General features: G+C 77.2%; 23 protein-coding genes and 1 pseudogene. 17 read left to right on the top strand and 7 right to left on the bottom strand.

Annotation, left to right across the window (positions count from 1 at the left end):
- The first annotated feature begins 4 nt into the window (after positions 1–4).
- Positions 5–1255, top strand: a complete 1251-nt coding sequence (locus PGN05_RS15970; protein WP_419753545.1) for a metallophosphoesterase — start codon at positions 5–7, stop codon at positions 1253–1255.
- Between the two features lie 4 nt (positions 1256–1259).
- On the opposite strand, the gene PGN05_RS15965 is transcribed toward PGN05_RS15970, so the two are convergent.
- Positions 1260–1835, bottom strand: coding sequence for a TetR/AcrR family transcriptional regulator (locus PGN05_RS15965; RefSeq protein WP_419753544.1), 576 nt, complete (start codon positions 1833–1835; stop codon positions 1260–1262).
- A gap of 159 nt (positions 1836–1994) precedes the next feature.
- Here PGN05_RS15965 and PGN05_RS15960 point away from each other — a divergent pair, with 159 nt between their 5' ends.
- Complete coding sequence (locus PGN05_RS15960; RefSeq protein ID WP_419753543.1) at positions 1995–2735, top strand: GntR family transcriptional regulator; 741 nt, start codon at positions 1995–1997, stop codon at positions 2733–2735.
- Positions 2736–2815: 80 nt separating this feature from the next.
- Here the strand turns inward: PGN05_RS15960 and PGN05_RS15955 are convergent, their stop codons facing one another.
- Entirely contained in the window at positions 2816–3931 is a 1116-nt protein-coding gene (locus tag PGN05_RS15955; protein ID WP_419753542.1) for a hypothetical protein, read from the bottom strand.
- A gap of 148 nt (positions 3932–4079) precedes the next feature.
- Here PGN05_RS15955 and PGN05_RS15950 point away from each other — a divergent pair, with 148 nt between their 5' ends.
- The 4 genes from PGN05_RS15950 to PGN05_RS15935 all read left to right on the top strand — a co-directional run bounded on the left by PGN05_RS15950 (position 4080) and on the right by PGN05_RS15935 (position 5840).
- Positions 4080–4535, top strand: coding sequence for a MarR family winged helix-turn-helix transcriptional regulator (locus PGN05_RS15950; protein WP_419753541.1), 456 nt, complete (start codon positions 4080–4082; stop codon positions 4533–4535).
- Between the two features lie 50 nt (positions 4536–4585).
- Positions 4586–5062 (top strand): SRPBCC family protein, encoded by a 477-nt coding sequence (locus PGN05_RS15945; protein WP_419753540.1) that lies wholly within the window; start codon positions 4586–4588, stop codon positions 5060–5062.
- A 107-nt stretch (positions 5063–5169) separates the two neighbouring features.
- The gene (locus PGN05_RS15940; protein WP_419753539.1) at positions 5170–5448 is read left to right on the top strand and encodes a GlsB/YeaQ/YmgE family stress response membrane protein; all 279 of its coding nucleotides are present in this window, start codon (positions 5170–5172) and stop codon (positions 5446–5448) included.
- 116 nt (positions 5449–5564) lie between these two features.
- A complete protein-coding gene (locus tag PGN05_RS15935) occupies positions 5565–5840 on the top strand; it encodes a GlsB/YeaQ/YmgE family stress response membrane protein (RefSeq protein WP_419753538.1) in 276 nt (91 codons plus the stop codon).
- 17 nt (positions 5841–5857) lie between these two features.
- Here PGN05_RS15935 and PGN05_RS15930 read toward each other — a convergent pair whose 3' ends face one another.
- On the bottom strand, positions 5858–6496 hold the full coding sequence (locus tag PGN05_RS15930) for an MBL fold metallo-hydrolase (protein WP_419753537.1): 639 nt from the start codon (positions 6494–6496) through the stop codon (positions 5858–5860).
- A 117-nt stretch (positions 6497–6613) separates the two neighbouring features.
- Between PGN05_RS15930 and PGN05_RS15925 the strand changes: the two genes are divergently transcribed.
- The gene (locus tag PGN05_RS15925) at positions 6614–6838 is read left to right on the top strand and encodes a hypothetical protein (protein ID WP_419753536.1); all 225 of its coding nucleotides are present in this window, start codon (positions 6614–6616) and stop codon (positions 6836–6838) included.
- Between the two features lie 43 nt (positions 6839–6881).
- Here the strand turns inward: PGN05_RS15925 and PGN05_RS15920 are convergent, their stop codons facing one another.
- Together PGN05_RS15920 and PGN05_RS15915 are read right to left on the bottom strand one after the other, a co-directional pair.
- Positions 6882–9467 (bottom strand): LuxR C-terminal-related transcriptional regulator, encoded by a 2586-nt coding sequence (locus tag PGN05_RS15920; protein ID WP_419753535.1) that lies wholly within the window; start codon positions 9465–9467, stop codon positions 6882–6884.
- Positions 9464–11290 (bottom strand): Hsp70 family protein, encoded by a 1827-nt coding sequence (locus tag PGN05_RS15915; protein ID WP_419753534.1) that lies wholly within the window; start codon positions 11288–11290, stop codon positions 9464–9466. The genes PGN05_RS15920 and PGN05_RS15915 overlap by 4 nt, the downstream gene beginning before the upstream one ends.
- Positions 11291–11630: 340 nt before the next feature.
- Here PGN05_RS15915 and PGN05_RS15910 point away from each other — a divergent pair, with 340 nt between their 5' ends.
- The 3 genes from PGN05_RS15910 to PGN05_RS15900 all read left to right on the top strand — a co-directional run bounded on the left by PGN05_RS15910 (position 11631) and on the right by PGN05_RS15900 (position 16338).
- Positions 11631–12824 carry an IniB N-terminal domain-containing protein gene (locus PGN05_RS15910; protein ID WP_419753533.1) on the top strand — a complete coding sequence of 398 codons (1194 nt, stop codon included), beginning with the start codon at positions 11631–11633 and terminating at the stop codon, positions 12822–12824.
- A 107-nt stretch (positions 12825–12931) separates the two neighbouring features.
- The gene (locus tag PGN05_RS15905; protein WP_419753532.1) at positions 12932–14740 is read left to right on the top strand and encodes a dynamin family protein; all 1809 of its coding nucleotides are present in this window, start codon (positions 12932–12934) and stop codon (positions 14738–14740) included.
- Entirely contained in the window at positions 14737–16338 is a 1602-nt protein-coding gene (locus tag PGN05_RS15900; RefSeq protein WP_419753531.1) for a dynamin family protein, read from the top strand. Before PGN05_RS15905 ends, PGN05_RS15900 begins: the two co-directional genes overlap by 4 nt.
- Before the next feature lie 696 nt (positions 16339–17034).
- Here the strand turns inward: PGN05_RS15900 and PGN05_RS15895 are convergent.
- A complete protein-coding gene (locus PGN05_RS15895; RefSeq protein WP_419753530.1) occupies positions 17035–17811 on the bottom strand; it encodes an enoyl-CoA hydratase-related protein in 777 nt (258 codons plus the stop codon).
- Between the two features lie 195 nt (positions 17812–18006).
- Between PGN05_RS15895 and efeB the strand changes: the two genes are divergently transcribed.
- The 3 genes from efeB (at position 18007) to PGN05_RS15880 (ending at position 22877) form a co-directional block, all read left to right on the top strand.
- Complete coding sequence (gene efeB, locus PGN05_RS15890) at positions 18007–19314, top strand: iron uptake transporter deferrochelatase/peroxidase subunit (RefSeq protein ID WP_419753529.1); 1308 nt, start codon at positions 18007–18009, stop codon at positions 19312–19314.
- A gap of 244 nt (positions 19315–19558) precedes the next feature.
- Positions 19559–21208, top strand: coding sequence for a serine/threonine-protein kinase (locus PGN05_RS15885; protein ID WP_419753528.1), 1650 nt, complete (start codon positions 19559–19561; stop codon positions 21206–21208).
- Between the two features lie 91 nt (positions 21209–21299).
- On the top strand, positions 21300–22877 hold the full coding sequence (locus PGN05_RS15880; protein WP_419753527.1) for a protein kinase domain-containing protein: 1578 nt from the start codon (positions 21300–21302) through the stop codon (positions 22875–22877).
- 19 nt (positions 22878–22896) lie between these two features.
- On the opposite strand, the gene PGN05_RS15875 is transcribed toward PGN05_RS15880, so the two are convergent.
- The gene (locus PGN05_RS15875) at positions 22897–23538 is read right to left on the bottom strand and encodes a hypothetical protein (protein WP_419753526.1); all 642 of its coding nucleotides are present in this window, start codon (positions 23536–23538) and stop codon (positions 22897–22899) included.
- Positions 23539–23728: 190 nt separating this feature from the next.
- Between PGN05_RS15875 and PGN05_RS15870 the strand changes: the two genes are divergently transcribed.
- The 4 genes and pseudogenes from PGN05_RS15870 to PGN05_RS15855 all read left to right on the top strand — a co-directional run.
- Positions 23729–25006 carry a competence/damage-inducible protein A gene (locus PGN05_RS15870; protein ID WP_419753525.1) on the top strand — a complete coding sequence of 426 codons (1278 nt, stop codon included), beginning with the start codon at positions 23729–23731 and terminating at the stop codon, positions 25004–25006.
- Entirely contained in the window at positions 25006–25350 is a 345-nt protein-coding gene (locus PGN05_RS15865; RefSeq protein ID WP_419753524.1) for a cupin domain-containing protein, read from the top strand. The genes PGN05_RS15870 and PGN05_RS15865 overlap by 1 nt, the downstream gene beginning before the upstream one ends.
- Positions 25347–25742, top strand: a complete 396-nt coding sequence (locus PGN05_RS15860) for an SRPBCC family protein (protein WP_419753523.1) — start codon at positions 25347–25349, stop codon at positions 25740–25742. Before PGN05_RS15865 ends, PGN05_RS15860 begins: the two co-directional genes overlap by 4 nt.
- Before the next feature lie 150 nt (positions 25743–25892).
- A pseudogene (locus PGN05_RS15855) lies at positions 25893–26138 on the top strand (endonuclease); the annotation flags it as partial.

The raw sequence follows: 26138 nt of genomic DNA, 5'->3' as shown, positions 1-26138 counted from the left end.
CCGCGTGTCCCTGATCGGCCTCCTGGGGTTCGCCACCGTCGTCCTGCTGGCCCTGGTGCTCCTGCACGGCTACCTGTGGTGGCGGCTGGTCCGCAGCACCACCCGACCGGGTCGCACCCGGCGCCGGCTCACCCTGCTCGTCGTCGTCCTCGCCCTGCTGCCCGCCGGTGCGGTGGTGCTGCGGCGCGAGGACTCCCCGGTGACCACGGCGCTGCAGTGGGTCGGTTTCAGCTGGCTGGGCCTGGCGTTCTACACGTTCCTGGCCCTCCTCGTGCTCGAGCCGGTGCGCCTGCTGCTGCGCCGGTGGACCCGCCGGCCGGCGCCGGGAGCCCGACCGGTGCCGATGTCCGTCCCCGCGCCCGCGAACGAGGCGGAGTCGGAGTCGGAGTCCGCGCCGGCGGAGACCGTTCCCGACCCGTCGCGGCGGCTGTTCGTCGCCCGCGGGCTGGCGCTCACCGCCGGCGCGGTCGCGCTCGGCACCGCGGGCACCGGCGCCTACCTGGCCAACAGCACCCCCGCCGTCCGGCGGGTGCCGATCACCCTCCCCGGCCTGGACCCGGCGCTGGACGGGCTGCGGATCGTCACCTTCTCCGACGGCCACCTGTCGGCGATGTACGGGGGCCGCCGCTTCGAGCGGCTGGTGGAGACGGTCAACGCCCAGCGGCCGGACGTCGTGGCGATCGTGGGCGACCTGGTCGACGGCGAGGTCGCCGAGCTGCGCGAGGAGGTGGCGCCCCTGGCCGATCTGGTCAGCGAGCAGGGCGTCTTCTTCGTCACCGGCAACCACGAGTACTTCGTCGACACGACCGCGTGGCTGCGGCACCTGCCCACGCTGGGCGTCCAGGTGCTGCGCAACGAGCGGGTGCCGATCCGTCGCGGCGGCGCCTCGTTCGACCTGGCCGGCATCGACGACCGGACGGCGGAGGGCTCGGGCATCCCGGGTCACCGGGCCGACCTCGACGCCGCGCTCGACGGTCGGGACGACGCCACCCCCGTGGTGCTGCTGGCCCACCAGCCGTGGATGGTCGACCAGGCCCGCGCCGCGGACGTGCAGCTGCAGCTGTCCGGCCACACGCACGGCGGGCAGCTGTGGCCCTTCGACTACGCGATCCGGCTCGACCAGCCCGCCGTGCAGGGGCTGTCCCGGTCCGGGGACACCCAGCTGTTCGTCACCACCGGCGCCGGCTTCTGGGGCCCGCCGATGCGGATCGGTGCGCGGCCCGAGGTGGCCGTCATCGAGCTGCGCGCGCCGTGAGCAGTCAGAGCTCGTGCAGCGCGGCGAGGACCTCGGCGGCGACGTCCTCGAGGGGGCGCTGCCCGTCGCCCTCGGCCCAGCGCACCAGGATCTGGGTGTAGGCCGACAGGCTGGCGGTCACGACGATCTCGGCGGCGACGGCGGGGCGCGGCTCGTTCTGCACCAGGCCCACGATCATCTCCGCGGTGGCCCGCTCGAAGGTCGCCGCCCGCGTGCGCAGCCCCGGCGTCCGGACGACGATCCGCCACCGGTCGAGCAGCTCCTCCCGCTCCTGACCGCGGAACGAGCCCAGCCAGGCGAGGATCGCCCGGCGCATCCGCTCGGCGAGGGTCAGCCCGTCGTCCTGGGCGGCCAGCACGCGCTCGAGGTCGCCGCGCTCCGGCATCGGGAGCACGACGTGCTCCTTGCTGGGGAAGTGGTCGTAGAACGTCGGGACCGAGACCTGCGCGGCGGCCGCGATCTGCCCGACGGTGACCCCCTCGAACCCACGCTCCTGGAACAGCTCCATGGCGGTGCAGTAGATGCGGCGATGGGTCTGCGCCCGTCGGCGGGCGCGGTGGTCCGGGCACGGCGAGGTCACGGGGTCCCATCCTCCGTTGCCGACACCGCCACATCCTGACCGGACCGTGTGGTTTCGATCTCAACGGTTCCGCGACGCGGAAGTTCCGTTCCTCTCCGAGGATGGAACACAGACGTCTCAGATGACAAGACGTCTAGGCGTCCTAGTACCTTCGGAGCCGTGAGCAGCGGCGGAACGGGACCGAAGTACCTGTCGGTCCGGGAACACCTGCGACGGCGGGTCTCGGCCCTGCCCGAGCAGACGCTGCTGCCGCCCGAGCCGGTGCTGTGCGCCGAGTACGGGGTCAGCCGGATCACGCTGCGCCGCGCCGTGGACGGGCTGGTGGCCGACGGGCACCTCGTCCGCGAGCAGGGCCGCGGCACGTACGTGACCCGCCCCGCCATCCGGCACGAGTACCGGGAGAGCTTCGTCCACCGCATCGCCGGCTTCAGCTCGGTGATGACCGAGCAGGGCGCGCAGGTGGGCACCGCCGTCCTCACCCAGCGGGTGGTCCCGGTGCAGCCGCCGGTCGCCGCGGAGCTGGACCTCGAGCCGGCGACCGACGTCGTCGAGCTGGTCCGCCTCCGCAGCCTGGACGGCGTGCCCAACCACATCGCGCACAGCTTCATGGCCGCCACGGCCTACCCCGCCGCCGCCGACGCGGACTTCAGCCAGGGCTCGCTCTACGACTACCTGCGGCGGGAGTACTCGGCCGACCTGGCGCACGCCCGGATCGTGGTCGACGTCGGCACCGCCGGCCCGGAGGAGGCCGACGTGCTGGGGGTGGTGGCCGGCTCGCCGCTGCTCGTCGTCCGGACGACGGTGCGCGACCGGGACGGCCGGCCGCAGGTGCACAGCTTCTCCCGGCTGCGCCCCGACGTCAGCCAGGTCGAGTTCGAGGTCTCGGTCGGCGGCCGCTGAGAGGACCCCCTGCCCCCCACCACTCGCAGGCTCGCGGCGGGACCCTGCAGGGGGCCGGGCGAGTCGGTGGCCACGGCGGCTCAGGCCGGGGCCAGGTCGAGCACCATCCGCACGAAGGCGGCCCGCTCGCGGGCGCGGGCGACCGCGCCGTCGGTCACCGGCTCCATGACCAGCGACAACGGCATGGTGGTGCACGGGTAGCGCAGGAGGGCCGCGGTCAGCACCCCGGCCGTCAGGTCGGCCAGGTCCAGCTCGACCCCCTCGGCCGCCAGCCCGTCGCGGTAGGCGGGAACGGCGGCGTCGAGCAGCCCGGGGACCTCCGCGGCCGGGCCGACCCCGGCCTCCGCGCGCCCGAACACCAGCGGGAGCAGGTCGAACCCGGCCGTCGCCGGCCCGGTCATCCCCCAGTCGATCAGCACGAGCTCCTCGGGCCGGCGCCGCGGGCGCAGCAGGTTCATCGGGGTCGCGTCGCCGTGGGCGGGCAGCAGCGGCAGCCGGGCGAGCCGGGCGTGCACGTCGCCGACGCGGCGGGCGAGGGCGCAGACCTCCTCGCGGAGCGCGGCGACCTCCGGCAACCGGAACAGCGGGTGTGCCCAGGTGTCGTCCGCCAGCAGCCAGGGGACCGCCCAGGTGCCGAGCTGCTCGTCCCGGTAGCCGGTGAGGAAGTCGCCCCCGGGGACCGGCGCCGTGGGCGGCGCGCCCACCCGCCGGGCGGCCAGCCGGCCGAGGGCGGTGGCGGCCCGCACGGTGTCCCTGGCCGTCCAGTGGTCCTCGACGGGGTCGGCGTCCTCCAGCCACAGCGTCAGCCGGTCGCCGTCCTGCTCGTGCAGCGCGACGACCTCCGGCATCCGCATCCCCGGCGGCATGAGCCCGGCGACGTCCGAGGTGAGGACGTCGGCCTCGAGCCGCCACGGGATGACGGCGTCCAGGTGGGCGCGGGCGTCGTCCGGCATCTGCGGGGGCAGTCCGTACCGGGCGGCCTGCAGCTCCTTGGTGACCAGCCGCAGGTCCAGGGCCGCGGCACCGTCCGAGGCCGCCACCCGGACCCGGGTCAGCGCGCGCGTGGTCGGCGCGGAGATGGCGTGCGCGATCGGGGCGCAGGTCACCGTGTCGACGGTGAGGGACGGGCGGCCGGTCCAGCGGCGCAGGGCCGCCAGGAGGTCGGCGGAGGGCAGGCCGCCCGGCAGGCCGGTCACCGGACCGGGCGGGGGGCCGAGGGGCGGTACGGGTACCGCGGCCGCGGCAGGAGGAGGGACCAGCGGTACATCGCGGGGAGGGTCGTCATGGCAGACCTCGTGGAATGATGGTCAAGCACCTTGTCTGACGGGGAGATGGTGAAGCAGCTTGTCCACTGTTGTCAACGACCGCGCCGAGCTCCCGGTGTCGATGCTCTTCGAGGTGGCGATGCGGCGGGTGCGCGACGAGCTCTACGCGCTCAGCGACGACCGCTATCCGGGACTGCGGTCGCGGCACTACCGGCTGCTGGCCCTCCTGCCCGCCGAGGGGGAGCGGGTCAGCCGGCTCACCGAGGACAGCGGGCTCACCAAGCAGGCGCTGGCGCAGGCCCTGGCGCCGCTGGAGGCGGGGGGCTTCGTCGAGGTGCTGCCCGACCCCACCGACCGGCGGGCGCGGCTGGTGCGGCTCAGCCCGCTCGGCCGGGAGGCCAACCAGGCGGTGCGGGACCGGCTGGGCGACGTGGAGCGGGAGTGGGCGTCCCGGGTCGGCCCCGACCGCTGGGCGCAGGCGCGCGCCGTGCTGGCCGACCTCGCCCTCGCCGGGCCGCCGGGGCGCGCCGACTAACGTCGGGACGTCGACCGGGACCGCCCCGGCGACGACGTCCCGGAGGTCCCATGCCGCAGCCGGTCACCGCCAGCGGCACCCGCGAGGTGCCCTACGACCGGGGCCGCGTGTGGCAGGCGCTGGCCGTCCTCGCCCCGTACTGCGCCGTCTGCGACGTCTCCTACGTCGTCGACGGGGACGGCGCGCCCGGCCGGGGCACCCGGTTCGTCTGCGTGCCGGGCCGGCTGGCCGAGGACGAGCAGCCGCGGGCCGGCGCACCCCGGGGCGAGATCGTCGAGTGGGAGCCGCGCCGCCGGGTCACCACCCGGCTGGAGCTCACCCCCGAGACCTGGACGACGCGGATAGAGCTGGCCGACGCGGGGACCGGCGCCACGCGGGTCACCATCACCGTCAGCCACGAGGCCAGGACCGGGGGCCGGCTCGTGCAGCGGGTCATGCGCAGCAGCGTGCGGCAGATGGTGCAGCGCACCGTGGACGGGGAGCTGGACAAGCTCCCGCAGCACGTCGAGCATCTCCCCGAGGGCTGACCTCACCCGATCCGGGGACCCGGCGTGTGCTCCGGTGATCTTGGGGTATCCCTCTCGCCGATCGGGTGTGCCGAGTGGCCGCCCGCAGGTGCTAGGAGAGGACACACATGATCGGGCAGATCATCGGTCTCATCGTGGTCGGGTTGATCATCGGCGCGCTGGCCCGGCTCATCAAGCCGGGCAAGCAGCGGCTGAGCATCCTCGCCACCCTGCTGCTGGGCGTCGTCGGCGCCATCATCGGTGGCGTGATCGGCGGTCTGATCAACGACCGCACGAACATCTTCGAGCTCAACGTCCTCGGTTTCATCATCGCCGTGATCGCGGCGGTGCTGCTGGTGGGCGTCGCCGAGGGCCTGTCCGGCGGCCGCAACCGCGCCGTCCGCTGACGCCGGGCGTCCGGGGGACTCAGCGCGAGACCGAGTACCCCGGCGCCGACCCACCGTGGGGGTCGGAGTCCCCGGCCCCACGTGATCGATCATCGACCCAAGAGGAAGGCGTCATCGTGGAGATCATCGGAGTCATCGTCGCAGGCATCATCATCGGGCTGCTGGGCAAGTTCGTCGCTCCCGGCGACCGGGACAACATCCCGCTCTGGTTGACCGTGATCTGCGGCATCGCCGGTGTGCTGATCGGCTACTACCTCGCTGCTGCCCTGGGGGTCGACGCGACCAGCGGTATCGACTGGATCCGGTGGATCATCAGCATCATCGTCGCGGCCGTCCTGGTCATGATCGCGGCGACCGTCACGGGACGCCGCGGGCACCGCGCCGTCCGCTGACCTGGTGGCCGGGGGACTCAGAGCTCGACCGAGTCCCCCGGCGCCAGCCGGCTGTAGGGGGTCGGCGTGCCCGGCCCCCGCTCCCCGAGCAACCCCCCGACGACGCCCAGCCCGGCGTCGTTGAGCAGTCCGTCGTGCACCGCGAACGCCTGGTCGGCGTCGACCGCCCGGACGTAGTCGATGACCTCCGAGAGCTTCGACCACGGCGCGTGCACCGGCAGCAGGAGCGTGGCCACCGGCTCGTCCGGGACGGTCAGCGCGTCTCCCGGGTGGAACACCTGCCCCGCCACGAGGAACCCGACGTTCGGGACCCGCGGGATGTCCGGGTGGACCACCGCGTGCAGCTCGCCGTGCACGGTCACCTCGAGTCCGGCCACCGTCACCGCGTCGCCGTCGCCGACCACGTGCACCCGCGACCCGAGCCCCTCCAGCTGACCGGCCACCGACCCGGTGGTCCAGACCTCCAGCGCGGGGTCGGCGTCCATCGCCGACCGCAGGACGTCAGGGGCGAAGTGGTCGGCGTGCTCGTGCGTGACCAGGACGGCGGTGGCCCCGCCGAGGACGGCGGGGTCGGTGAACACCCCCGGGTCGATGACCACCCGCTGGCCGTCCTCGCTGAGGACGACGCAGGCGTGACCGTGCTTCGTCAGCTCCATGCCCGCATCCTGCCGTGCGGTCCCGCGCCCCGCTGAGGGCCGGCGGGCTCACCCGTCCGGGGGACACCGGGGCCGCACCCCGTGTCCCCGGGCCGCCGGGCTGCCGTATCGAAGGGCATGAGCACGCCCACCCTCGCCCCCACCCTCGTCGCCGCCCGCAGCCGGGCGCACGGCCCCACCGCCGCCCTGTGGCACGCCGTCGAGCTGCACCGCCCCACCGCCGAGATCGACGGGGCCTGCGAGCTCACCGTCTGCGGATCGCTGGCGCGGGTCACCACCGACGAGCAGTGGCCGACCACCGCCCGCGACACCTGCCCCGCCTGCGTCGTCCTCACCCGCTGAGCGGAGTCGGTGGGCGCAGGAGAGTGCGCCCCTCCCACTCCGCTCAGGAGTCCGCCAGCTCGGCGCGGAGTCGGGCCAGCAGGTCCGACCGGGTGCTCGCGCCCAGCCGCTGCCGCATCCGCGAGACGTGGTGCTCGACGGTCTTGGCCGAGATGTAGAGCCGCGCGCCGATCTCCCGGTAGGTCTGGCCGGCCACGACCAGCCGGGCCACCTCCCGCTCCCGCTCGCTGAGCGCCCCGGTGGCTCCCGCCGGCACCGGACCGGCGTCGTCCACGACCGGGCCCGGGGTGGCCGGTGCCGCCTCGCAGCCGGCGCTGTCGGCCAGTGAGCGGGCGCAGCCCAGCAGCACCGCGCGGTCCTTCTGGTCGGTCGCCCGTGCCGCGGCCTGCCCGGCCAGCCGCGAGCCGTCCCAGCCCAGTCCGACCGCGGTGAGCTGCTCGGCCGCCGCCACCACGCTGGGCGCGTCGATGTCACCGGCCAGCACCCGCGTCCACGACCGCCCCGCCCGGGCCAGCGTGGCCGCGTGCGGACTGGTCCGCGCCGCCGCCACCAGCGCCGCCGCGTGCGGGCGCAGCGCCGCCGGGTCGTCGGTGATGATCGCCGCCTGCGCGCCGCTCCAGTGCAGCGACGCCGCCCACAGCTGGGGCTCGCCCAGCCGCGCCAGCAGCGCCTGCGCCTCGGCCAGGTGCGGTCGCACCCGGTCGCCGTCCTCCAGCCGGGCCGCGGCGATCACCAGCTCGCCCAGGGGCAGCAGGGTGAACAGGTCCACCGGGTGGCGGACCAGCGCCTCGCGTGCCCGCACCCACGCCCGCACGAGCCCGGGCACGTCGCTGCTGCGCCGGGCCAGCCCGACCTCCAGCGCCTGGAGGAACACCTCGTCCCGCGGCTCGAGCGCCGTGCCGGCTCCCGCCGCCTCCTGCGCCGTGTCGCCCCGAGCCGAGTCCTGCGCCGCCGCCATCAGCTCCCGCGCCCGCGACATCCGGCCGCCCAGCATCGCGATCCAGGCCAGCAGCAGCCGGTGCCGGGGCCGGCACGGCGCGCCGCCCAGGTCCGCGTCGACGGCGCGCTGCAGCACCGACTCGGCCACCCGCAGCTCCCCGCTGTGCAGCGCGACCAGCGCGGCCAGCGCCGCCGGGGTGTCCACCAGCAGGGCGGTGCGGCCGACCGGCTCCAGCAGCGCCGCGGCCCGGGTGAGCGTGGACAGCGCCGCGGCGATGTCGTCGGCGGCGTTCTCGCCCGTCCGCAGCGACTGCGCCACCCCCTCGGCCGCCAGCCGCTCGCTGACCGCGAGCACCGTCGGCGCCCCGCGGCCGGGCCCGGCCTCCGCGAGGACCGCGCGCGCCTCCTCGGCGGCTCCGGTGGCCAGCAGCGCCAGGGCCGCCGAGCCCGCCCGGTCCGGGCCGGCCAGCCGGCTCAGCTCCGCCGCCTGCGTCAGCATCCCGCGCTGCGCCAGCACCGCCGCGGCCACGCCCGCGGCCCGGGAGCGGTCCGGCGCCGACTCGTCGGCCAGCGCGGTGTCGGCCCAGTGCAGCGCGCCGTCGAGGTCCCCGGCCAGCGCCGCGGCCTGCGCCCGGCGGGCGGCCAGCCCGGCCCCCGGCGCACCGCAGGACACCGCCGCGCCGAGCAGCTCGGCGGCCAGCGCGGGGTCGGCCGCCAGGGCCGCCTCCCCGTGCCGCTCCAGGAGCCCGGCCGCGCGCGGGTCGCGGACCCCGTCGGCGGCCAGCCGGCGCGCCAGCTCCACCGGCTCCTCACCGCGGTCCACGAGCGCCGCCAGCAGTTGCCGCCGGGTGCGCCGGGTGACGTCGGGCGGCGTCGTCCCGAGCAGCACGTGCGCCGCCATCGGGACCAGTGCTCCGCTGGGGAGCAGCAGGCCGGTCGACCGGGCGGCCCCGATCAGGTCCGCCGCGTCCAGCGCCGGCAGACCCAGCAGGCCGCCCAGCACCTCGTCGTCCAGCGGTGCGCCCGCGGCGACGGCGTGCAGCAGCGCCCGGGTCTCCTCGTCCACCGCCGCCAGGGCGGCCCGCACCCGGTCGGTGACCTCCGCGGGCACCACCAGCCGGGCCGGCCGGCCGAGTTGCGGGCGGGGCGGCCCCCCTCGCCGGGCGATCGCCCGCAGCAGCGCGTGCGCGAGGGCGGGCAGGCCGCCGGTCTGGGTGAGGACGGCGTCGACCAGCCCCGCGGGCACGGCGTCCCCCAGGTGCTCGCCGGCCCAGCACTGCACCAGCGCCCGGTCGCCGTGCCCCAGGACGACGGCGCGGCGGTCGGCGCCCAGCCGGCGCAGCAGGCCGGCCAGCGGTGCGGGCCGGGGCCACGGCCGGAAGGCGAGGACCACCCGCGCACCGGGCGCGGCCAGCGCGGCGTCGACGAATGCGGCCTCCGCCGCGGTCAGCCGGTGGGCGTCGTCGACGACGACGGCGTACGGCCCGGACGGCGGCGCGGCGCCCGGGTCGACGACGGGGACGCCGGCCCGCTCGTAGGCCGCGGCCAGCTCCGCCAGCAGCAGCGTCTTCCCGGTGCCGCCGGGGCCCTGCACGGTGATCGCGGCGGAGCTGCCCGTGGCCAGCTCGCGCACCGTCTCCGGTCCGCAGCCGGCGAGGGTGGGGCCCGCGGTGGCGACGTCGGCGGTCACACCGCCCCCGGGACGGCGGGGGTGTCCCCGGTGGCCGCCGGGATCTCGGGCGCGGGGCCGGCGGGCGGGTCGGTCGCCGGCGGGTCGGCCGGCGGCGGGTCGCCGCCCGGCGTCTCCGTGGGCGGCTCCTCGACCGGGGGACCGGGCGGTGGGTTCGACGGCGTCGGGGACGGCGTGCCGCCGGGCGTCTCGACCGGGGTGCCCGAGGGCGGCGGGGTCGGCGGCTGCGCCGGGGTCGGCGCCGGCGTGCCGGGAACCGGGGACGACGTGGGGGCCGGGGCGGGTCCGGTCGGTGCGCGGCTCCCCGGGGCGGGGGCAGCGGGCGGGCGGGGCGCGGTCGGGCGGGGCGCGGTCGAGGGGGCGATCCGCCGTTCCGGCGCGGCCGCGTTGCGGGCGGCCGCCTCGGAGAGGGCGCCGGCCAGTCCGCGGCCCGGCAGTCCGGCTCCGGGGTCGGTCGCGGGCACCCGCCCCGCGCCCCCGGCGCCGCTGCCGCCGGTCGGGGTGCCCGCTGCCGGTGGGAGCGGCGCCGGCGTCCCGTCTCCGCCGGCCGGGCCGGCCGCCTCGACGTCCCGCTCCCCGGCCACGGTCCCGGCCTGCTCGTGCCCGGCCGGCGCCGCCGTGCCGCCGACCCCGAGCACCCCGGCCAGCGTCGGCGGCAGCAGCACGATGCCGAGGAAGGCGCCGGTCACGACCGCACCGCGGCGCAGCCGGGCGTTCCGGGCGGATCCGGTGGGGCGGGGCGCCGGCCGCCCGGCCCCGCCGCGGGGACGGCGCCCGGCGCGGGGGACCGGCACCGGCCCCTCGACGGCGAGCAGGGCGGGCTCCCCGGCGGGGAGCTCGACCGCTCCGGCCGGGATGGGCGCGAGGGCCTCGGCGGCGATCGCTCCCGCGGCGAGTGCGGCGGCGCCGAGCGCGGCGGTGACCCGGGGGTCCGGGCCGACGACCAGCGGGCGGCCCAGCTCGCCGGAGAGCACCTCGGCCACCAGCGGCACGCGGACCCCGCCGCCGGCCAGCACCACGGCGTCCAGGCGTTCCTGGTCCACCCCCGCCGCGGCGATCGCGGCCCGCAGCACCGCCGCCGACGCCCGGGCGGGTCCGTCGAGCAGCTCGTCGAGCTCCTCCCGGGTGACCCGGACCGATCCCTGCCCGAGGTCGACGGGCACGGCGGTCTCCGTGGACAGCGCCTCCTTGGCCTCGACGCACACGGCCCGCAGCGCCCGGGCCCCCTCGGGCGCGCCGACGGTCGCGTGGGGGCGGACGAGGCCCAGCACCAGGTCGTCGACGTCCCGCCCGCCCCACGGCAGCGGAGCCGGCGGGACGGCGAGGTGCCCGAGGGGCTCCTCGGCGGTCGGGCCCACCACGGCGGTGTCCAGCGTGCCGGCGCCGAGGTCGTACACGGCGACGGTCGGCTCGGCGGGCAGGTCACCGGTGGTGACGTGGTGGTGGACGGCGGCGACGGCGGCGGACACGAGCGAGAAGCGGGGGACGCCGGCGGCCTCCAGGGCGCGGGCCAGCACGTCGCGGCGGTGCGCCGTCCAGGACGGCGGCACGGTGACCACGGTCCACGCGTCGGGGGAGCCCGTGTCCCGGGCGGCGTGCTCCCGGACCCGCTGCACCGCGGCGGCCACCAGGTCCTCGGCCGCGACGGGGACGTCGCCGGCGTAGACCGGCACGGGGACGCCGACCCGGGCCATCGCCCGGTTCCCCGGGTCCCCGAGGGGGAGCGCCTCGGCCGCGCTCCCTCCCGGGCGGGTCCCGCACACCGCGGCGGAGACCGTTCCGTCGCCGATGTCGATCCCCAACCCGTACTCGCCGTCGCGCACAGGGCCCCCCGGTCCGTTCTCGCTCGCCCCGGGGTCCCTCGTCGGACCGGCCGGGCGTTCGGACGTTATGGGGCGCCCGCGCCTCCTGTCCCAGCCGACCCCCGTGTTCGGCGCATGCGGTGCGTGAGGGAAGGGCGACACCCCGCAGCCCCTCACCCGCAGTCATGGGCCACGCCCGAGGAGTCATCGACCCCCCCGGGGCTCCCGGGGGCCACCCCCCAACGGGTCCCGGACGACAGGGGGATCGGACCCGATGCCGGGGGGCGGCCTCCCCGCTGGAGTGGTCCCAGCAGCCGGCCGATGCGGACGGCTCGACGACCACGACCCAGGAGTGCCAGTCATGTCGACCCTCGCGAGCACGCTCCTCGACTTCATCCTCGACCTCCTCCGCGACCCGGAGCGGGCCGCCGCCTACGAGGCCGACCCGCAGGGCGAGCTGGCCGCCGCCGGCCTGGCCGACGCCACCCCGGCCGACGTCGCCGCGCTCACGCCGATGGTCACCGACCACGCGACCGTCGGTGGCTGGGGCGGCCGCGACCGCTGCGACGACGACGACCGCGACGGCGCCGTCCGCGGGGCCAGCCGCGGCGACCGGGACCACGACGACGACTCCGACGACCGGAGCCCCGCCCGCCGGGACGACGACCGGCGCGACGACTCCGACTCCCACGAGGACCACCACGGCGGCGTCAGCCCGGCTCCGCACGCGCCGGCTCCGGCGGCCGGGTCGGAGACCGTGGTGATCACGCACCTGCAGAACATCCAGTACACGAACACCGAGACCCACGTCTCGATCGACGCCGCCCACAGCATCTGGGTCAGCGGCGACGCGCAGGCGATCTTCGGCGACGACAACGTGGTCGCCGGTGGCGGCGGCGTCGCGCTCGGCGAGGACGCCCGGCTCGACGTGGACGTCGACCTCGAGGCCGACGGCGACCTCGTCGTGGGCAACGGCAACAACGTCGGCAACGACGTCGACGCCGACAATCTGGTGACCGGCGACTCCAACAGCGTCGGCAACACCACGGTCGAGCTCGACGACAGCCCGGTCAACGTCGGCAGCGGCAACCAGGCCGTCGACAGCCTCAACGGCAACGACATCGGCAGCCACAACGAGGACAACGACGTCATCGCCGACCGCGGCGGTCAGGTCGGCGACAACTCCGCCGTGGTGGTCGACGACGTGACGGTGGTCAACGACTCGTCGAACGTCGGCAACACCACCACCGTGACCGACAGCTACGACGACGAGTCGGTGGACGTCGACGTCGAGGTGGAGGACAGCTTCACCACCGACAACAGCGTCAACGACTCGCTGAACGGCAACGACCTGTCCGACGACGACACCACCACGACGGTCACCGACGAGAGCGTCAACGTCGAGGACAACGAGCTGGCGATCGGCGGCGAGAACGCCAACACCGGCTCCCAGGAGGACGCCGCCAACGACGAGTTCGAGTTCAGCTACGAGCCCGAGATCGAGTACACCGACGATCGGGACCTCGTGGACGGCGACGTGACGATCGACGACTGACCCCCGATCCGCCCCCGGCCCGGGTGCCCCAGGGGGCCCCCCGGCCCGGTCGCGTCCGGGCTCCGCCCGGGGCGGGTGGTAGACCGGGCTCTGGCGAGGAGGGGACCGTGGCGACGTCGGCACAACTGCTCCAGCGGGCGATGGCGCTCGCCGAGCTCTGCGAGCGGCCGGACCTGCACCGGCGGCTGGTCCAGGCGCGGGCGCGCAGCGAGGCGCCGGGCGTGCGCGTCCTCGTGGTGGGCGAGCCGAAGCAGGGCAAGAGCTCGCTGGTCAACGCCCTGGTGGGCGCGCCGGTCTGCCCCGTGGCCGACGACGTCGCCACCGTCGTCCCCACGGTGGTGCGGGCCGGCCAGGCCCCCCGGGCCACCCTCGTGCTCAGCACCGGGCCGGACGCCGACGCCGCGGACGTGCCCACCGAGCGGGTGCCGGTGCCGATCGACCAGGTCGCCGCCCGCGTGACCGGTCGCGGCACCGAGCGGCTGGTGCAGGCCGAGGTGGAGCTGCCCCGCCGCCTGCTGGAGGGGCTGGAGCTGGTGGACACCGCCGGCGTCGGGGGGATCGGCACGGCCCGCGCCCTGCGGACGGTCGACCTGCTGCCCAGCGCCGACGCGGTCGTGCTGGTGTCCGACGCCAGCCAGGAGTTCACCGCCCCCGAGATGGCCTTCCTCGAGCAGGCGCGGGCGCTGTGCCCCACCGTCGTCTGCGTCCTCACCAAGACCGACGCCTGCCCGCAGTGGCGCACGGTCGCCGAGCTCGACCGCGGCCACCTCGCCGCCCGGGGCGTGGACGCGCCGCTGTTCCCCGTCTCCGGCGCCCTGGCCCAGCTGGCCGTGCAGCACCGCGACCGGGAGCTGCACGAGGAGTCCGGGATCGGCGCGCTGGTGGACCACCTGCGCCGCGAGGTCGTCGACCGCGCCGAGGCGCTGGCCCGGCGCTCGCTGGTGCACGACCTGGCGGCCGTCACCGAGCACCTGTCCCTGGCGGTGCGCTCGGAGCTCGCCGTCCTGGAGGACCCGGCCGGCCGGGAGGAGCTGGTGCGCGGGCTGGAGGAGGCCAAGGCGGCCGCCGACGACCTGCGCCGCCGCTCGTCGCGCTGGCAGCAGGTGCTCAGCGACGGGGTCACCGACCTGCTCAGCGACATCGAGTTCGACCTCCGCGACCGCTCCCGGGTGGTCACCCGCGAGGCCGAGGAGGCCATCGACGCCCAGGACCCCGGCCCGATGTGGCCCGAGCTGGCCGAGTGGCTCGACCGCCGGATCGCCGCCGCCGTCGCCGACAGCTACGTGTGGGCCGAGCAGCGCTCCGAGTGGCTGGCGGAGCGGGTCATCGAGCAGTTCGCGCGGGACGGCGGGGCCGCCGTCCCGGCGCTGTCGGTGGGCGCCGCCGGCGAGGCCCTGGCGGCGCTGGTCGACCTGCCGGACATCGACGACGGGGCGATGACCCTGCGGGAGCGGACCCTGATCGGCCTGCGCGGCTCCTACACCGGCGTCCTCATGACCGGGCTGGTGACCAGCCTGGCCGGGCTGGCCATCATCAACCCGTTCTCCCTGGCCGCCGGCCTGCTGCTGGGCCGCAAGGCCTACAACGACGACCGGAAGCAGCGAATCGCCCGCCGCCAGTCCGAGGCGAAGACCGTCGTCCGGCGGCACCTCGACGAGGTGGTCTTCCAGGTCGGCAAGCAGCTCAAGGACCGGCTGCGGACGGTCTCGCGCACCCTGCGCGACCTCATCACCGACACCGCCGAGGAGATGTCCCGGTCGCTGGCCGACGCCGTCGCCGCCGCCCAGCGCTCGACCAAGGAGGCGACCGCCGAGCGGGAGGCGCGCATCCGGGCCCTGCGGCTGCGGCTGGAGCAGCTGGACCGCCTCTCCGGCGAGGTCCGGCAGCTGGGCCGGGCGGCGGTCGCGGCGGCATGACGCCCGCCGGACCCCCGCTGCTGGACGGCGTCCGGGCACTGCTGGACGAGGCCGCCGGGTGCTACGCCGAGCGGCCCGAGGTGGCCGAGCGGCTGCACGCGTCCCGGCGGCGGCTGGACGAGCCGCTGCGTCTGGCGCTCGTCGGCCGCGTGAAGTCGGGCAAGTCGACCCTGCTCAACGCGCTGGTGGGGACCCGGATCGCGCCCACGGACGCCGGCGAGTGCACCCGCGTGGTCACCCTCTACCGGCACGGCGCCACCCCGCGGGTGGTGCTGCACGACACCGACGGCGGCCGACGGACCCTCCCGGTGCGCCGGGCCGACGGCGGGCTGCGGCTGGACCTGGGCGGCACCCCGACCGAGGAGGTCGCGCACCTCGTCGTCGACTGGCCGGCGCCCGACCTGCTGCCGGCCACGGTGGTCGACACGCCGGGCATCTCCTCGCTGTCGGGGGCCACCAGCGCCCGCACCCGGACGTTCCTCGACGGGGAGGCGGGGCTCGCGGGGGCCGACGTGGTCGTCTTCCTCACCCGCCAGCCGCAGCCGGAGGACGTCGCCGTCCTCGCCGCCTTCCAGGCCGGCACCGAGGCCGGCCCGGCGCACACCACGACGATCACCGTGCTCTCCCGCGCCGACGAGGTGGGGGCCGGCCGGCTCGACGCGCTGCTGGCGGCCGGCGCGGTGGCCCGGCGGATGTCGGAGGACCCGCAGCTGGCCGCGGTGAGCTCCGCGGTGGTGCCGGTCGCCGGCCTGGTCGCGCTGGCCGGCCGGACGCTGCGGCACGCGGACCACGTCGCGCTGCACGCCCTCGCCACGGCCGACGCGGCACAGGTGTCGTCGATGCTGCTGACCGCGGACCGGTTCTGCCGCCCCGAGACCCCGGTGCCGCTGTCGGCCGAGGTCCGGACGTCGCTGCTGGACCGGCTGGGGCTGTTCGGCATCCGGCTGGCGATCACGCTGGTCCGCGCCGGCATCGCCGACGCCACCGCGCTCGCCGACGAGCTGGTGCGCCGCAGCGGGCTGGCCGAGCTGCAGCGGCTGCTGCGCGTGCACTTCACCGACCGCGCGCCCCAGCTGCGGGCGGGGACGGCGCTGCGGCTGCTGGAGGGCGTGCTCGCCGAGCACCCGGTGGACGGCGGGGAGCGGCTGCTCGCGGAGGCCGAGCGGCTCCGGCTGGCCACCGGCGACCTCGGGGAGCTGGACCTGCTCGCCCGGTCCCGCTCGGCGGCGAGCCCCCTGCCGGCCGCCCTGCGCGCGGACGCCGAGCGCCTGCTGGGCGCCGACGGGACCGGCCCGGCCGCGCGGCTGGGCCTGCCCGAGGACACCCCCACCACGACCCTGCGGACGGCCGCCCGGCAGGCGCTGCACCGCTGGCAGGAGGCCGCGGCCGACCCGCTGGCCGACCGCGCCGGCGTCGACGCCGCGGAGGTCGTCGTCCGGTCGTGCGAGGCCCTGCTCGCCGGCCTGGACGGCTGGTCAGCCGCGGGCGCGCTCGCGGGGGCGCTGCCCGCCGCGGGGGGAGAGGTGCTCCCGGGCGGACCGGGTGAGCAGCGGGACCAGGCCGAGGACGAACAGCCCGGCGGCCGCGACCAGCGCTGAGCGGTCGAGGTCGGCGCCACCCGCGACCACGGTCTGCGCGATGTCGAGGGCCAGCAGCAGCGGCACGGTGGCCGCCACCAGGGCCCACCGCGCCCACGAGCGGCCGCGCAGCACCAGCGCCACCAGGCCGAGGGTCACCAGCACCAGGACGGCCACGCTGCCGGTGACCAGCGCGATCGTGGCACCCACGCCGTCGGCCACCAGGTCGGGCGCCGCCGCGGGGTCCTCGGCGAGGGCGGTCGCGGTCAGCCGCTCCCGCAGCGCGTCGCCGTCGGCCAGCGTGGCGGCCAGGCCGGTGGCCGCGGCGGCCGCGCCGGCTCCCTCCAGCCAGCCGAGCAGGCGCAGCGATCCCGGCCGCGGGGGCGCCGTCCGCCCCAGGGGCGGGGCCAGGTCGCTGGTGAGCGCCGGGCGCGGGGGTGGAACGGCCGCCGGGGGGTCCGCGACGACGTCGCCGGTCAGCACGACGTTGCCGGTCATCACGACCCGCCGGGGGAGCGGCCGGTGCGCCGTCCCCGCGGGACCGCCTGCCGCCCGCTGCCCGCGTGGCTGCGCCAGCTCCGTCACGTCTCCCCCTCCGACGAACTCCGCGGAGCCTGTCATCGGACCCCGTCCGTCCCCGCGCCCGACCGGCCCACCGCGGCCGGACGCCGGCGGTACCGCCTCGTGTCGGTACGGGGAGCAGCGCCGGTACTGCGCTCAGTGACCGGTGAAGCGCGGTGGGCGCTTCTCCAGGAACGCCTCGACGGCCTCCCGGTGGTCGGCGGTCGTCCCCAGCTCGCGCTGCAGCCGCGCCTCGAGGGCGAGGGTGTCCTCGAGGGAGTCCGTGGCTGCGGTGGCCAGCACCGTCTTCAGCGCCCGGTAGGCGGCGGTGGGGCCGGCGGCCAGGCGGGCGGCCAGCGCCCGGGCCTCGGGGAGCACCTGCTCGGGCGCGACCACCCGGTGCACGAGCCCCCACATGGCCGCGGTCTCGGCGGGGAAGGCGTCGGGCAGCAGCAGGATCTCCGTCGCCCGGGAGCCGCCGACGCAGTGCACCAGCCGGGAGGCCAGCGCCGAGTCGCTGGACAGCCCGATGCCGGCGAACGCGGTGGTGAACTTCGCGCCGGCGGCGGCGATGCGCAGGTCACCGGCGAGCGCGAGGCCCAGGCCCGCGCCCGCGCAGGCCCCGTTGACGGCGACCACGACCGGCACCCGCAGCCCGGCCAGGGCGAGGACCAGCGGGTTGTACTCGTCCTCGACCACCGACAGCGACGACGGGGCGTCCCCCCGCAGGGCCTCGACGTGCTGGGCGAGGTCCTGGCCCACGCAGAAGGCGCGGCCGGTGCCGGTGAGCACCACTGCGCGCACGGACCCGTCGGCGCCCACCGCGCGCACCGCGTCCAGCAGCTCGCCCCGCGACTGGGAGGTGAGCCCGGCGCGCAGCATGGTGATCGTGGCGACGCCGTCGGCGTCCTCGCGGGTCACGGTCTCGGGCATCGTCGCCCCGCCTCTCTGTCGTCGTCCGCAGCTCCCCTGATCATCGCGGTTCTCCCTCCGCCGGGTGCGCGGCGCCCACCGTTCCAGCCGCCGACCGGGGCGGTCGGGGAGCCCGGGAACAGCCGCGTCGTCGCTACGGTTCCCGCCAGTACGCGCCTGCGCCCACCGCCGCTGAGTCCCCGGCTGGAAGAGACGATGAGCGAGACTGCCCCGCACCCCCCTGCCCGCGGCCTGTCCCGCCGCCGGCTGTTCGGCCTCGTCGGAGCCGGCACCGCCGGCGTCCTCGCCTCCGGTACCGCCGGCGCCGTCCTCGGCCGGGCGACGGCGGAGGGCGACCGCACCGGACCGGCCACAGCCGCCGCGGAGCCGTCAGCCGGCGACGCCGTCCCGTTCACCGGCCCGCACCAGGCCGGCATCGTCACGCCGGCGCAGGACCGGCTGCACTTCGTCGCCTTCGACGTCGTCACCGACCGCCGCGAGGACCTCGTGGCGCTGCTGCAGGCCTGGACGGCGGCCGCGCGCCGGATGACCGCCGGCCGGGACGCCGGGCCGGCCGGGGCGGTGGCCGGCGGCGCCGACGTCGTGCCCGACGACACCGGCGAGGCGCTGGACCTGCCCGCCGCCGGGCTCACCCTCACGGTCGGGTTCGGGCCCACGCTGTTCACCACCGCCGACGGCCGCGACCGCTTCGGCCTGGCCGACCGCCGTCCGGCGGCCCTGACCGACCTGCCCCCGTTCCCCGGCGACCAGATCGACCCGGCGCTGAGCGGAGGCGACCTCTGCGTCCAGGCCTGCGCCAACGACCCGCAGGTCGCGGTGCACGCGGTGCGGAACCTGACCCGCCTCGGTGCCGGCGTGGTCCGGGCCCGCTGGGCGCAGCTGGGCTTCGGCCGGACGTCGTCCACCTCCACCGCCCAGGCCACCCCGCGCAACCTGTTCGGCTTCAAGGACGGCACCGCCAACCTCATGGCCGAGGCGGAGTTCGCGCTGGACCGGTTCGTGTGGGTGGACGACGACGCCGACTGGCTGACCGGCGGCAGCTACCTGGTCGCCCGCCGCATCCGCATGCTGCTCGAGACCTGGGACGAGGAGCCGCTGGGCGAGCAGGAGCGGACGATCGGCCGGCACAAGGGCTCGGGTGCACCCCTGGGCGGTGAGCAGGAGTTCGACCCCGTCGACTTCGCCGCCCGGGTCGACGGCGCGCCGGCGATCCCGGAGACCAGCCACGTCGCCCTCGCCCACCCGAACACCAGTGGGACGGCGATCCTGCGGCGCGGCTACAGCTTCGTCGACGGCACCGACGCCGAGGGCCGGCTCGACGCGGGGCTGTTCTTCATCTGCTTCCAGCGCGACCCGGCGACCGGGTTCGTGCAGGTGCAGCGCAGCCTCGCCGCCGACGCGATGAACGAGTACACCCGGCACACCTCCTCGGCGGTGTTCGCCTGCCCGCCGGGCGTGCAGGGCGACGACGACTGGTGGGGCCGCGGGCTGCTCGAACGGTGACCGCTTTGTGACGAACCGCCCCTTCCGGTCGGCGTCCGGCCTGGGACCATGGGAGGCGGCCGCTCCGCTTGCGGAACGGCCATCCACCTCGACGAGCACCCCGGACGGCGACACGCCCGGGATGCGGTCGGCGGCCCGAGCTGTGTGTAGCTGCACGCACGACGGGGACAACCAGATCCGGGGGCACCGGCACCCCCGGGCCGAGGAGCACCGGCCGGGTCGGGCAGGCGAGGAGTGAGCCACCGTGGTGGAGCCGGGTCGGCGCATGCTGGGGGAGCGCTACGAGCTCGCCCAGCTGATCGCCGCCGGCGGCATGGGCCAGGTCTGGCGGGGCGCCGACGCGCTGCTCGGCCGGCCGGTCGCGGTCAAGGTGCTGCGCAGCGAGTACACCGGTGACCCCACCTTCCGCGCCCGCTTCCGGGCCGAGGCCCAGCACGCGGCCGCGCTGAGCCACCCCAACATCGCCGCGGTCTTCGACTACGGCGAGGCCGAGGCCACCGACGGCAGCGGCGAGACGCTCGCCTTCCTGGTGATGGAGCTGGTCGAGGGCGAGCCGCTGTCGTCGGTCCTGCACCGCGAGGGCCGGCTGGACACCCCGACCACGCTCGCGGTGCTCGAGCAGACCGCCGCCGCGCTGGCCGAGGCCCACCGCGTGGGGCTGGTGCACCGCGACGTCAAGCCGGGCAACATCCTGGTCCGCGCCGACGGCAGCGTGAAGATCACCGACTTCGGCATCGCCTGGTCGGCCGGCAGCGTGCCGCTCACCCGCACCGGCCAGGTCATCGGCACGCCGCAGTACCTCTCGCCCGAGCAGGCCGAGGGACGGCACGCCACCCCGGCCAGCGACGTCTACGCCCTCGGCCTGGTCGGCTACGAGTGCCTCGCCGGCCACCCGGCCTTCGACGGCGACAACGCGGTGACGATCGCGCTCAAGCAGGTGCGGGAGGAGCCGCAGCCGCTGCCCGAGGACCTGCCGGCCGGCGTCCGCACGCTGATCCGCCGCTCGCTGTGCAAGGACCCCGCCGTCCGGATGGCGGACGGCGCGGCGTTCGTCGCGGCCGTGGGGGACATCCGGGCCGGCCGTCCGCTGGAGGAGCCGCCGCCCACCTGCGCCGTCGCCCTCCCGGCACCGCCGCCCCCGGGGGGCACGGGGGAGTCGGCGGCGGTCGCGGATGCCCCGGCCGGGCGCACGACGAGCCCGCCGTCGCCCCGCGCCCGCCGCACGGCCGCCGTCCTGGTGCCGCTGGTGGCGCTCCTGGTCGGTGCCGGTGTCGCCGCGGGGGTGTTCGCCGCCGTCTCCGAGGACCCGCCGGCGGCGCCCCAGGTGGCCGCGCAGACGGAGGACGCCGTGGAGATCGTCCTCGATCCCGCCGACCACGTCGGCCGCCCGGTCGACGAGGTGGCGCTCGCGCTGTCCGCGCAGGGGCTGATCGTGCAGCGCCAGGAGGAGGTCACCGGCGACGCGGTCCCCGGCATGGTCACCGCCGTCGAGCCGGTCGGTCGCCCGCTCCGGGCCGGGGACGACGTGCTCGTCCGGTTCGCCGTCGCCCCGCCGGAGACGCGTGCCCCCGAGCGCCGCTCGACACCGGTGACCGGGGCCGCGAGCGAGGAGGAGGCCCCGGCGTCCGAGGTGGAGGAGACCGAGGCGCCCGAGGAGGTGCCGCCGGCGTCCGCGACGTCCTCCAGTCCCCCGCCCCCGTCGGAGCTGCCGGGGACCACCACGCCGGCGCCGTCCACGACCGCGACGGCCACGACGACCCCGCCGGCCCCGACGACCACTCCGTCGGGACCCTCGACCACCTCGTCCTCGTCGCCGTCCAGCCCCTGGTCCCCGCCCGGCACCGGACCCGAGGAGCCCCCGGGGCCGGGGCGGGGGAACGGCGACCGCGACTGAACCCGACCGGGTGGCTCTCGCGGTCTCGGGATGTCGGCGCCCGGCGCCGGTGGCACGCTGGGGCCCCGCTGGGGACGGGTCAGGACGGGGGGTGGCGGTGGGCGAGCACGGCACGCTCGGCGGCCGCTACGAACTGGGGAGCCTGATCGCCGGCGGCGGGATGGGCCAGGTGTATCGGGGGCGGGACCTGCTGCTGGGCCGCGACGTCGCGGTGAAGGTGCTGCGCAGCGAGTACAGCGGCGACCCGACGTTCCTCGCCCGCTTCCGCGCCGAGGCCCAGCACACCGCCCGACTGGTGCACCCCAACATCGCCGCGCTGTACGACTACGGCGAGGCGGCCACCGCCGACGGCGACACCTCCGCCCACCTGGTGATGGAGCTCGTCGAGGGCGAGCCGCTGTCGGCGCTGCTGCCCCGGGCGGGTCGGCTGGGGTGGGAGGCGACGCTCGACGTCGTCGGCCAGGCCGCGGCCGCGCTGGCCCTCGCGCACGCCGCCGGGGTCGTGCACCGCGACGTGAAGCCGGGCAACCTGCTGATGACCGTCGACGGCTGCGTGAAGGTCACCGACTTCGGGATCGCCTGGTCGGCGTCCAGTGTGCCGCTGACCCGGACCGGGCAGGTCGTCGGCACCGCGCACTACCTCTCCCCGGAGCAGGCCGCGGGGGAGCGGGCCGGCCCGGCCGCCGACGTCTACGCGCTCGGGCTGATCGCCTACGAGTGCCTGGCCGGGGAGCGGGCCTTCGACGGGGAGAACCCGGTGCAGGTCGCGCTCATGCACCTGCGCGACGAGCCGGCGCCGCTGCCGGACGACGTCCCCGGGCCGGTGCGGACCCTCGTGGCGCGGGCGCTGGCCAAGGACCCGGCCGACCGGTTCCCCGACGGCTGGGCCTTCCGGGCCGCGGTGGACGACGTCCTCGCCGGCCGCCCGATCGAGCCGCCACCGGTCCGGACGGCGTCGCTCCCGCTGGGCCGGCCCGCTCGCCGGGTGCGGCGGGCGCTCGTGCCGGCCGCTGCGCTGCTCGCGGGGGTCGGGATCGGCATCGCGGCGCTGCAGTTCGGCGGCGACGGTGCGAGCGCGCCGGTGGCCGCCGCCGTCGCCGAGCCGGCTGCGGCGGCCCCGGACGACGACGCCGTCCTGGTGGCGGCCGTCGACCACCTCGGCCGTCCCGTGGACGAGGTGGAGGCGGCGCTGGCCGCGCTCGGACTGCGGGTGCAGCGGGACGCGGTCGAGCACGCCGACGTCCCGGCCGGTCAGGTGGTCGGCCTCACGCCGGTGGGCGCGCTCGCCCGGGGCGACCTGGTCACTGTGTCGGTGGCGACGGCCCCGCCGGCCGCCGGAGCGCCCGCTCCGGTGGTACCGGCTCCGGTCGTGCCCGCTCCGGTCGTGCCCGCTCCGGTGGTGCCGAACCCGGTCGTGGCGGCGCCGGTTCCGGCGCCGGTCCCCGCGCCGGGCCCCGCTCCCGCTCCGGCGCCCGCCCCGGTGCCCGGGCCGGCCCTGGGCGGCGGGGACGGGGACGGCGGCGGCGGGGAGCCTCCCGCCGGGTCCGAGGGCGCCGACGACGGGGCGGCCCCGGGCAACGGGAACGGGAACGGTCAGGAGAACGGCAACGGGAACGCGAACGGCAACGGTCAGGGGAACGGCAACGGCCGGGGGAACGGCCGCGGCTGAGCCGCGCCGCTGCGGGCGGTCAGCCCCGGCGGGCGGGGGCGACCCAGAGCGCGGCGCCCAGCGCGGCCAGGGCCGCGGTGAGCACGAAGCCGCGGTCGCTGTCGACCTGGGGCAGCACGACGAGGACCCAGAAGACGGCGGTGCCCGTCAGGCCGCCCGCGGCGATCTTCCAGGCGGTGGCCGGTCGCAACCGCAGGCCCAGCCGGTGGCCGAACGGCACCAGGACGAGCAGCGCCGCCATGGTGGCGAACGCCGACCACAGCGTCACCGTCGTCCAGTAGGCCACGGCGCCGAACGAGCCGAGCAGACCGACCTCGAGCAGGAGCAGCCCGAGCGCGGCCAGCCCGGCGCCGATGAGCGCGGCGCGCTGCTGCGGCGTGCGGGGGGTGCGCGGGGTGCGGGGCGTGCGGGCGGTGCGCGGCACCCGGGGTGCCCTCGGGGCCTCCGGGGTCGCCGCTGCGGGTGGCGGCGGCGGGGTGCCGGCGCTGGGCAGGCCCGGGACGAACTCGACCGGACCGGTGGGCTGCACGTCCCCATCGGTCTCCAGGCGGGGCAGCTGGGCGGTGCCCACCGCGGTGGCGCCCCCGACGGTGATCTCGTTGGTCTCCGGGACGGCGTCCTGCGGCGCGGCCGGCTGGGGACTGGTGGTCGGCTGGGTCACGGTTCCTCCTCGCTCGCGCGCGGTGGCCCGACGGCGGGACCTGCACTCCGCCCGGACGCTAGCGCCCGGGCGGGCGTGTGCCCGGGAGGCCGCGCGGCGGGTCTGCGGCGGGTCCGCGGCGGGTCCGCGGCGGGTCTGCGGCGGGTCCGCGGTCCAGCGGCCCGCCGGTCGGCTCACTAGGGTCGGCCGGGTGGGCGCGCGGGCAGGCATCGTCGTCACCGGCACGGAGGTCCTGACCGGACGGGTGGCGGACCGGAACGGTCCGTGGCTGGCCGAGGAGCTGCGCCGGCTGGGCGTCGACGTCGGGACCGTGCTGGTCGTGGGCGACCGGCCGGACGACCTGCGCGCCGCGCTCGGGTTCCTGGCGTCCCGGGGCGAGGACCTGGTGATCACCACCGGCGGGCTCGGGCCCACCGCGGACGACCTGACCGCCGAGGTGGTCGCCGAGGTGCAGGGACGCCCGTCGTCCCTCGATCCCGAGCTCGAGCGGCACATCGCCGGGGTCGTGGAGCGGCTGATGGCCCGCCGCGGCTGGCGGGCCGATCCCGAGGCGACGGCGGCCGGCACCCGCAAGCAGGCGATGGTGCCCGCCGGGGCGACCGTGCTGCCCCCGGTCGGGACCGCCCCGGGCCTCGTCGTCCCCCCCGTGGACGGGCGCCCGGGGCCCCCGGTGGTGGTGCTGCCCGGGCCGCCGTCGGAGCTGCAGGGCATGTGGCCGGCCGCCCTGGCGGCCGAGCCGGTCCAGCGGGCGCTCAGCGGCCGGGGCGAGCTCCGGCAGCAGACGGTGCGGCTGTGGCGGGCGCTGGAGTCCGAGCTGGCCGCGACGCTGCGGCAGCACGAGTTCGACGGCCTGGAGATCACCACCTGCCTGCGGGACGGCGAGCTGGAGGTCGTCACCCGTTACGCGCCCGAGGCCCAGCCGGGGTACGACCGGCTGGTCGCCGTCCTCGCGGAGGCGCACGGCGCGCAGCTGTTCTCCACCGGCCCGACGGTGGACGACCTGGTGGCGGAGGCGCTGGAGTCGCGCGGGCTGACCGTCGCGACGGCCGAGTCCTGCACCAGCGGGCTGCTGGTGGCCCGGCTGACCGAGCGACCGGGGTCCTCGGCGTGGGTGCTCGGCGGCATCGCCTCGTACGCGAACTCGGCCAAGGAGCAGCTGGTCGGCGTCCCGGTGCAGATGCTCGCCGAGCACGGCGCGGTGAGCACCCAGGTGGCGGCGGCCCTCGCCGAGGGGGCGTGCGAGCGCTTCGGGGCCGACGTCGGGGTCGGCATCACCGGGATCGCCGGCCCCGGGGGCGGGACGCCGGACAAGCCGGTGGGCACCGTCCACCTGTGCGCGGTGGGCCTGGGCAGCCGCCAGGCGCGCTCGGTGGTGCTGCCGGGCGACCGGTCGGCGGTGCGGCAGCGGTCGGTGACGCTGGCCGTGCACATGCTGCGCGAGCTGCTGGTCGGCGGCCCCCCGGCCTGATGGAGGTGTTCGCCGCGCCCGCTCGGGAGCTCGAGTCGTTCGGCAGCGCCGGGGTGCGGATGGTGCGCGCGGCGCTCGTGGAGCAGGAGCAGGACGGCTTCGCGGTCGACGTCGTCCGGATCGCCCCCGGCGGCTCCATCGGCCGCCACCCGACCCGGTTGTGGCAGCTGTTCCTCGTCGTCGAGGGGCGCGGGTGGGTGTCGGGGGCCGACGACCGGCCGGTACCCGTCGAGGCGGGGACGGCGGCGTCGTGGTCGCCCGGTGAGGAGCACGGCGCCGGTTCGGCGGACGGGATGCTCGCGGTGGTGGTGCAGTGCCGAACCCCTCCCCTGGAGGCGCCGTGACCGTCCTGACGCTGCACGCCACGGGCCCGGAGGAGCCGGCCGAGGTGTGGGAGCGCTACGCCGTCCCCGCGCGGTGGCCGGAGTGGGCTCCGCAGATCACCGGGGTGGAGGTGCCGGTCCCGCGGCTGGCAGCGGGCGTGCGCGGGCGGGTGCGCGGCCCCGTGGGGGTTCCGCTCCCCTTCGTGGTGGACGCCGTGGACGAGGCGGCGCGGCAGTGGGCGTGGACGGTGTCGCTCGGTCCGGTGCGCCTGCGCCTGCTGCACTGGGTCGCCGAGGGGCCGGACGGCGGCAGCACCACCGGCGTGCGGATCGACGGCCCGGCGCCCCTCGTGGTCGGCTACGCGCCCCTGGCCCGCCTGGCGATCGGCCGACTGGTCCGCCCGCTCGACTGACTCCTGTCGGTGTCGGACCGTGCGTTGCCGCTCGTCTGTCAAGGGGGCGGCTGGGACTGTGGACGGCCCTCTGAGCTGGGGATTCGTGTGGTAGGTGGCGCGTCTCCGCGGTAGACTTCGAACACGTGATCGAAGCTGTCGGGAGGTGTCGTGGACGGGCTGTCGTCGGTGCTCGACACGCTCGCGGGCGGTGACCTGGCCGGGCTGGGCGACGGGGAGCTGCTGGACCGCACCGCGGCGCTGGTCGCCGCGCGGAACCGGATCGAGGCGGAGCTGGCCCGCACGGTGCGGGCCGCGGACGTCCAGCGGGCCGCGGAGCACGACGGGCTGACGACGATGCGCTCCTGGCTGCGCGGGCACGCCCGGTTGTCCGCGGCCGAGGCCGGCCGGGTGGTG

The organism is Geodermatophilus sp. CPCC 206100 (genome assembly GCF_048569675.1).
Classification (GTDB): Bacteria; Actinomycetota; Actinomycetes; order Mycobacteriales; family Geodermatophilaceae; genus Geodermatophilus.
This window is presented reverse-complemented; position numbering and strand designations above follow the sequence as displayed.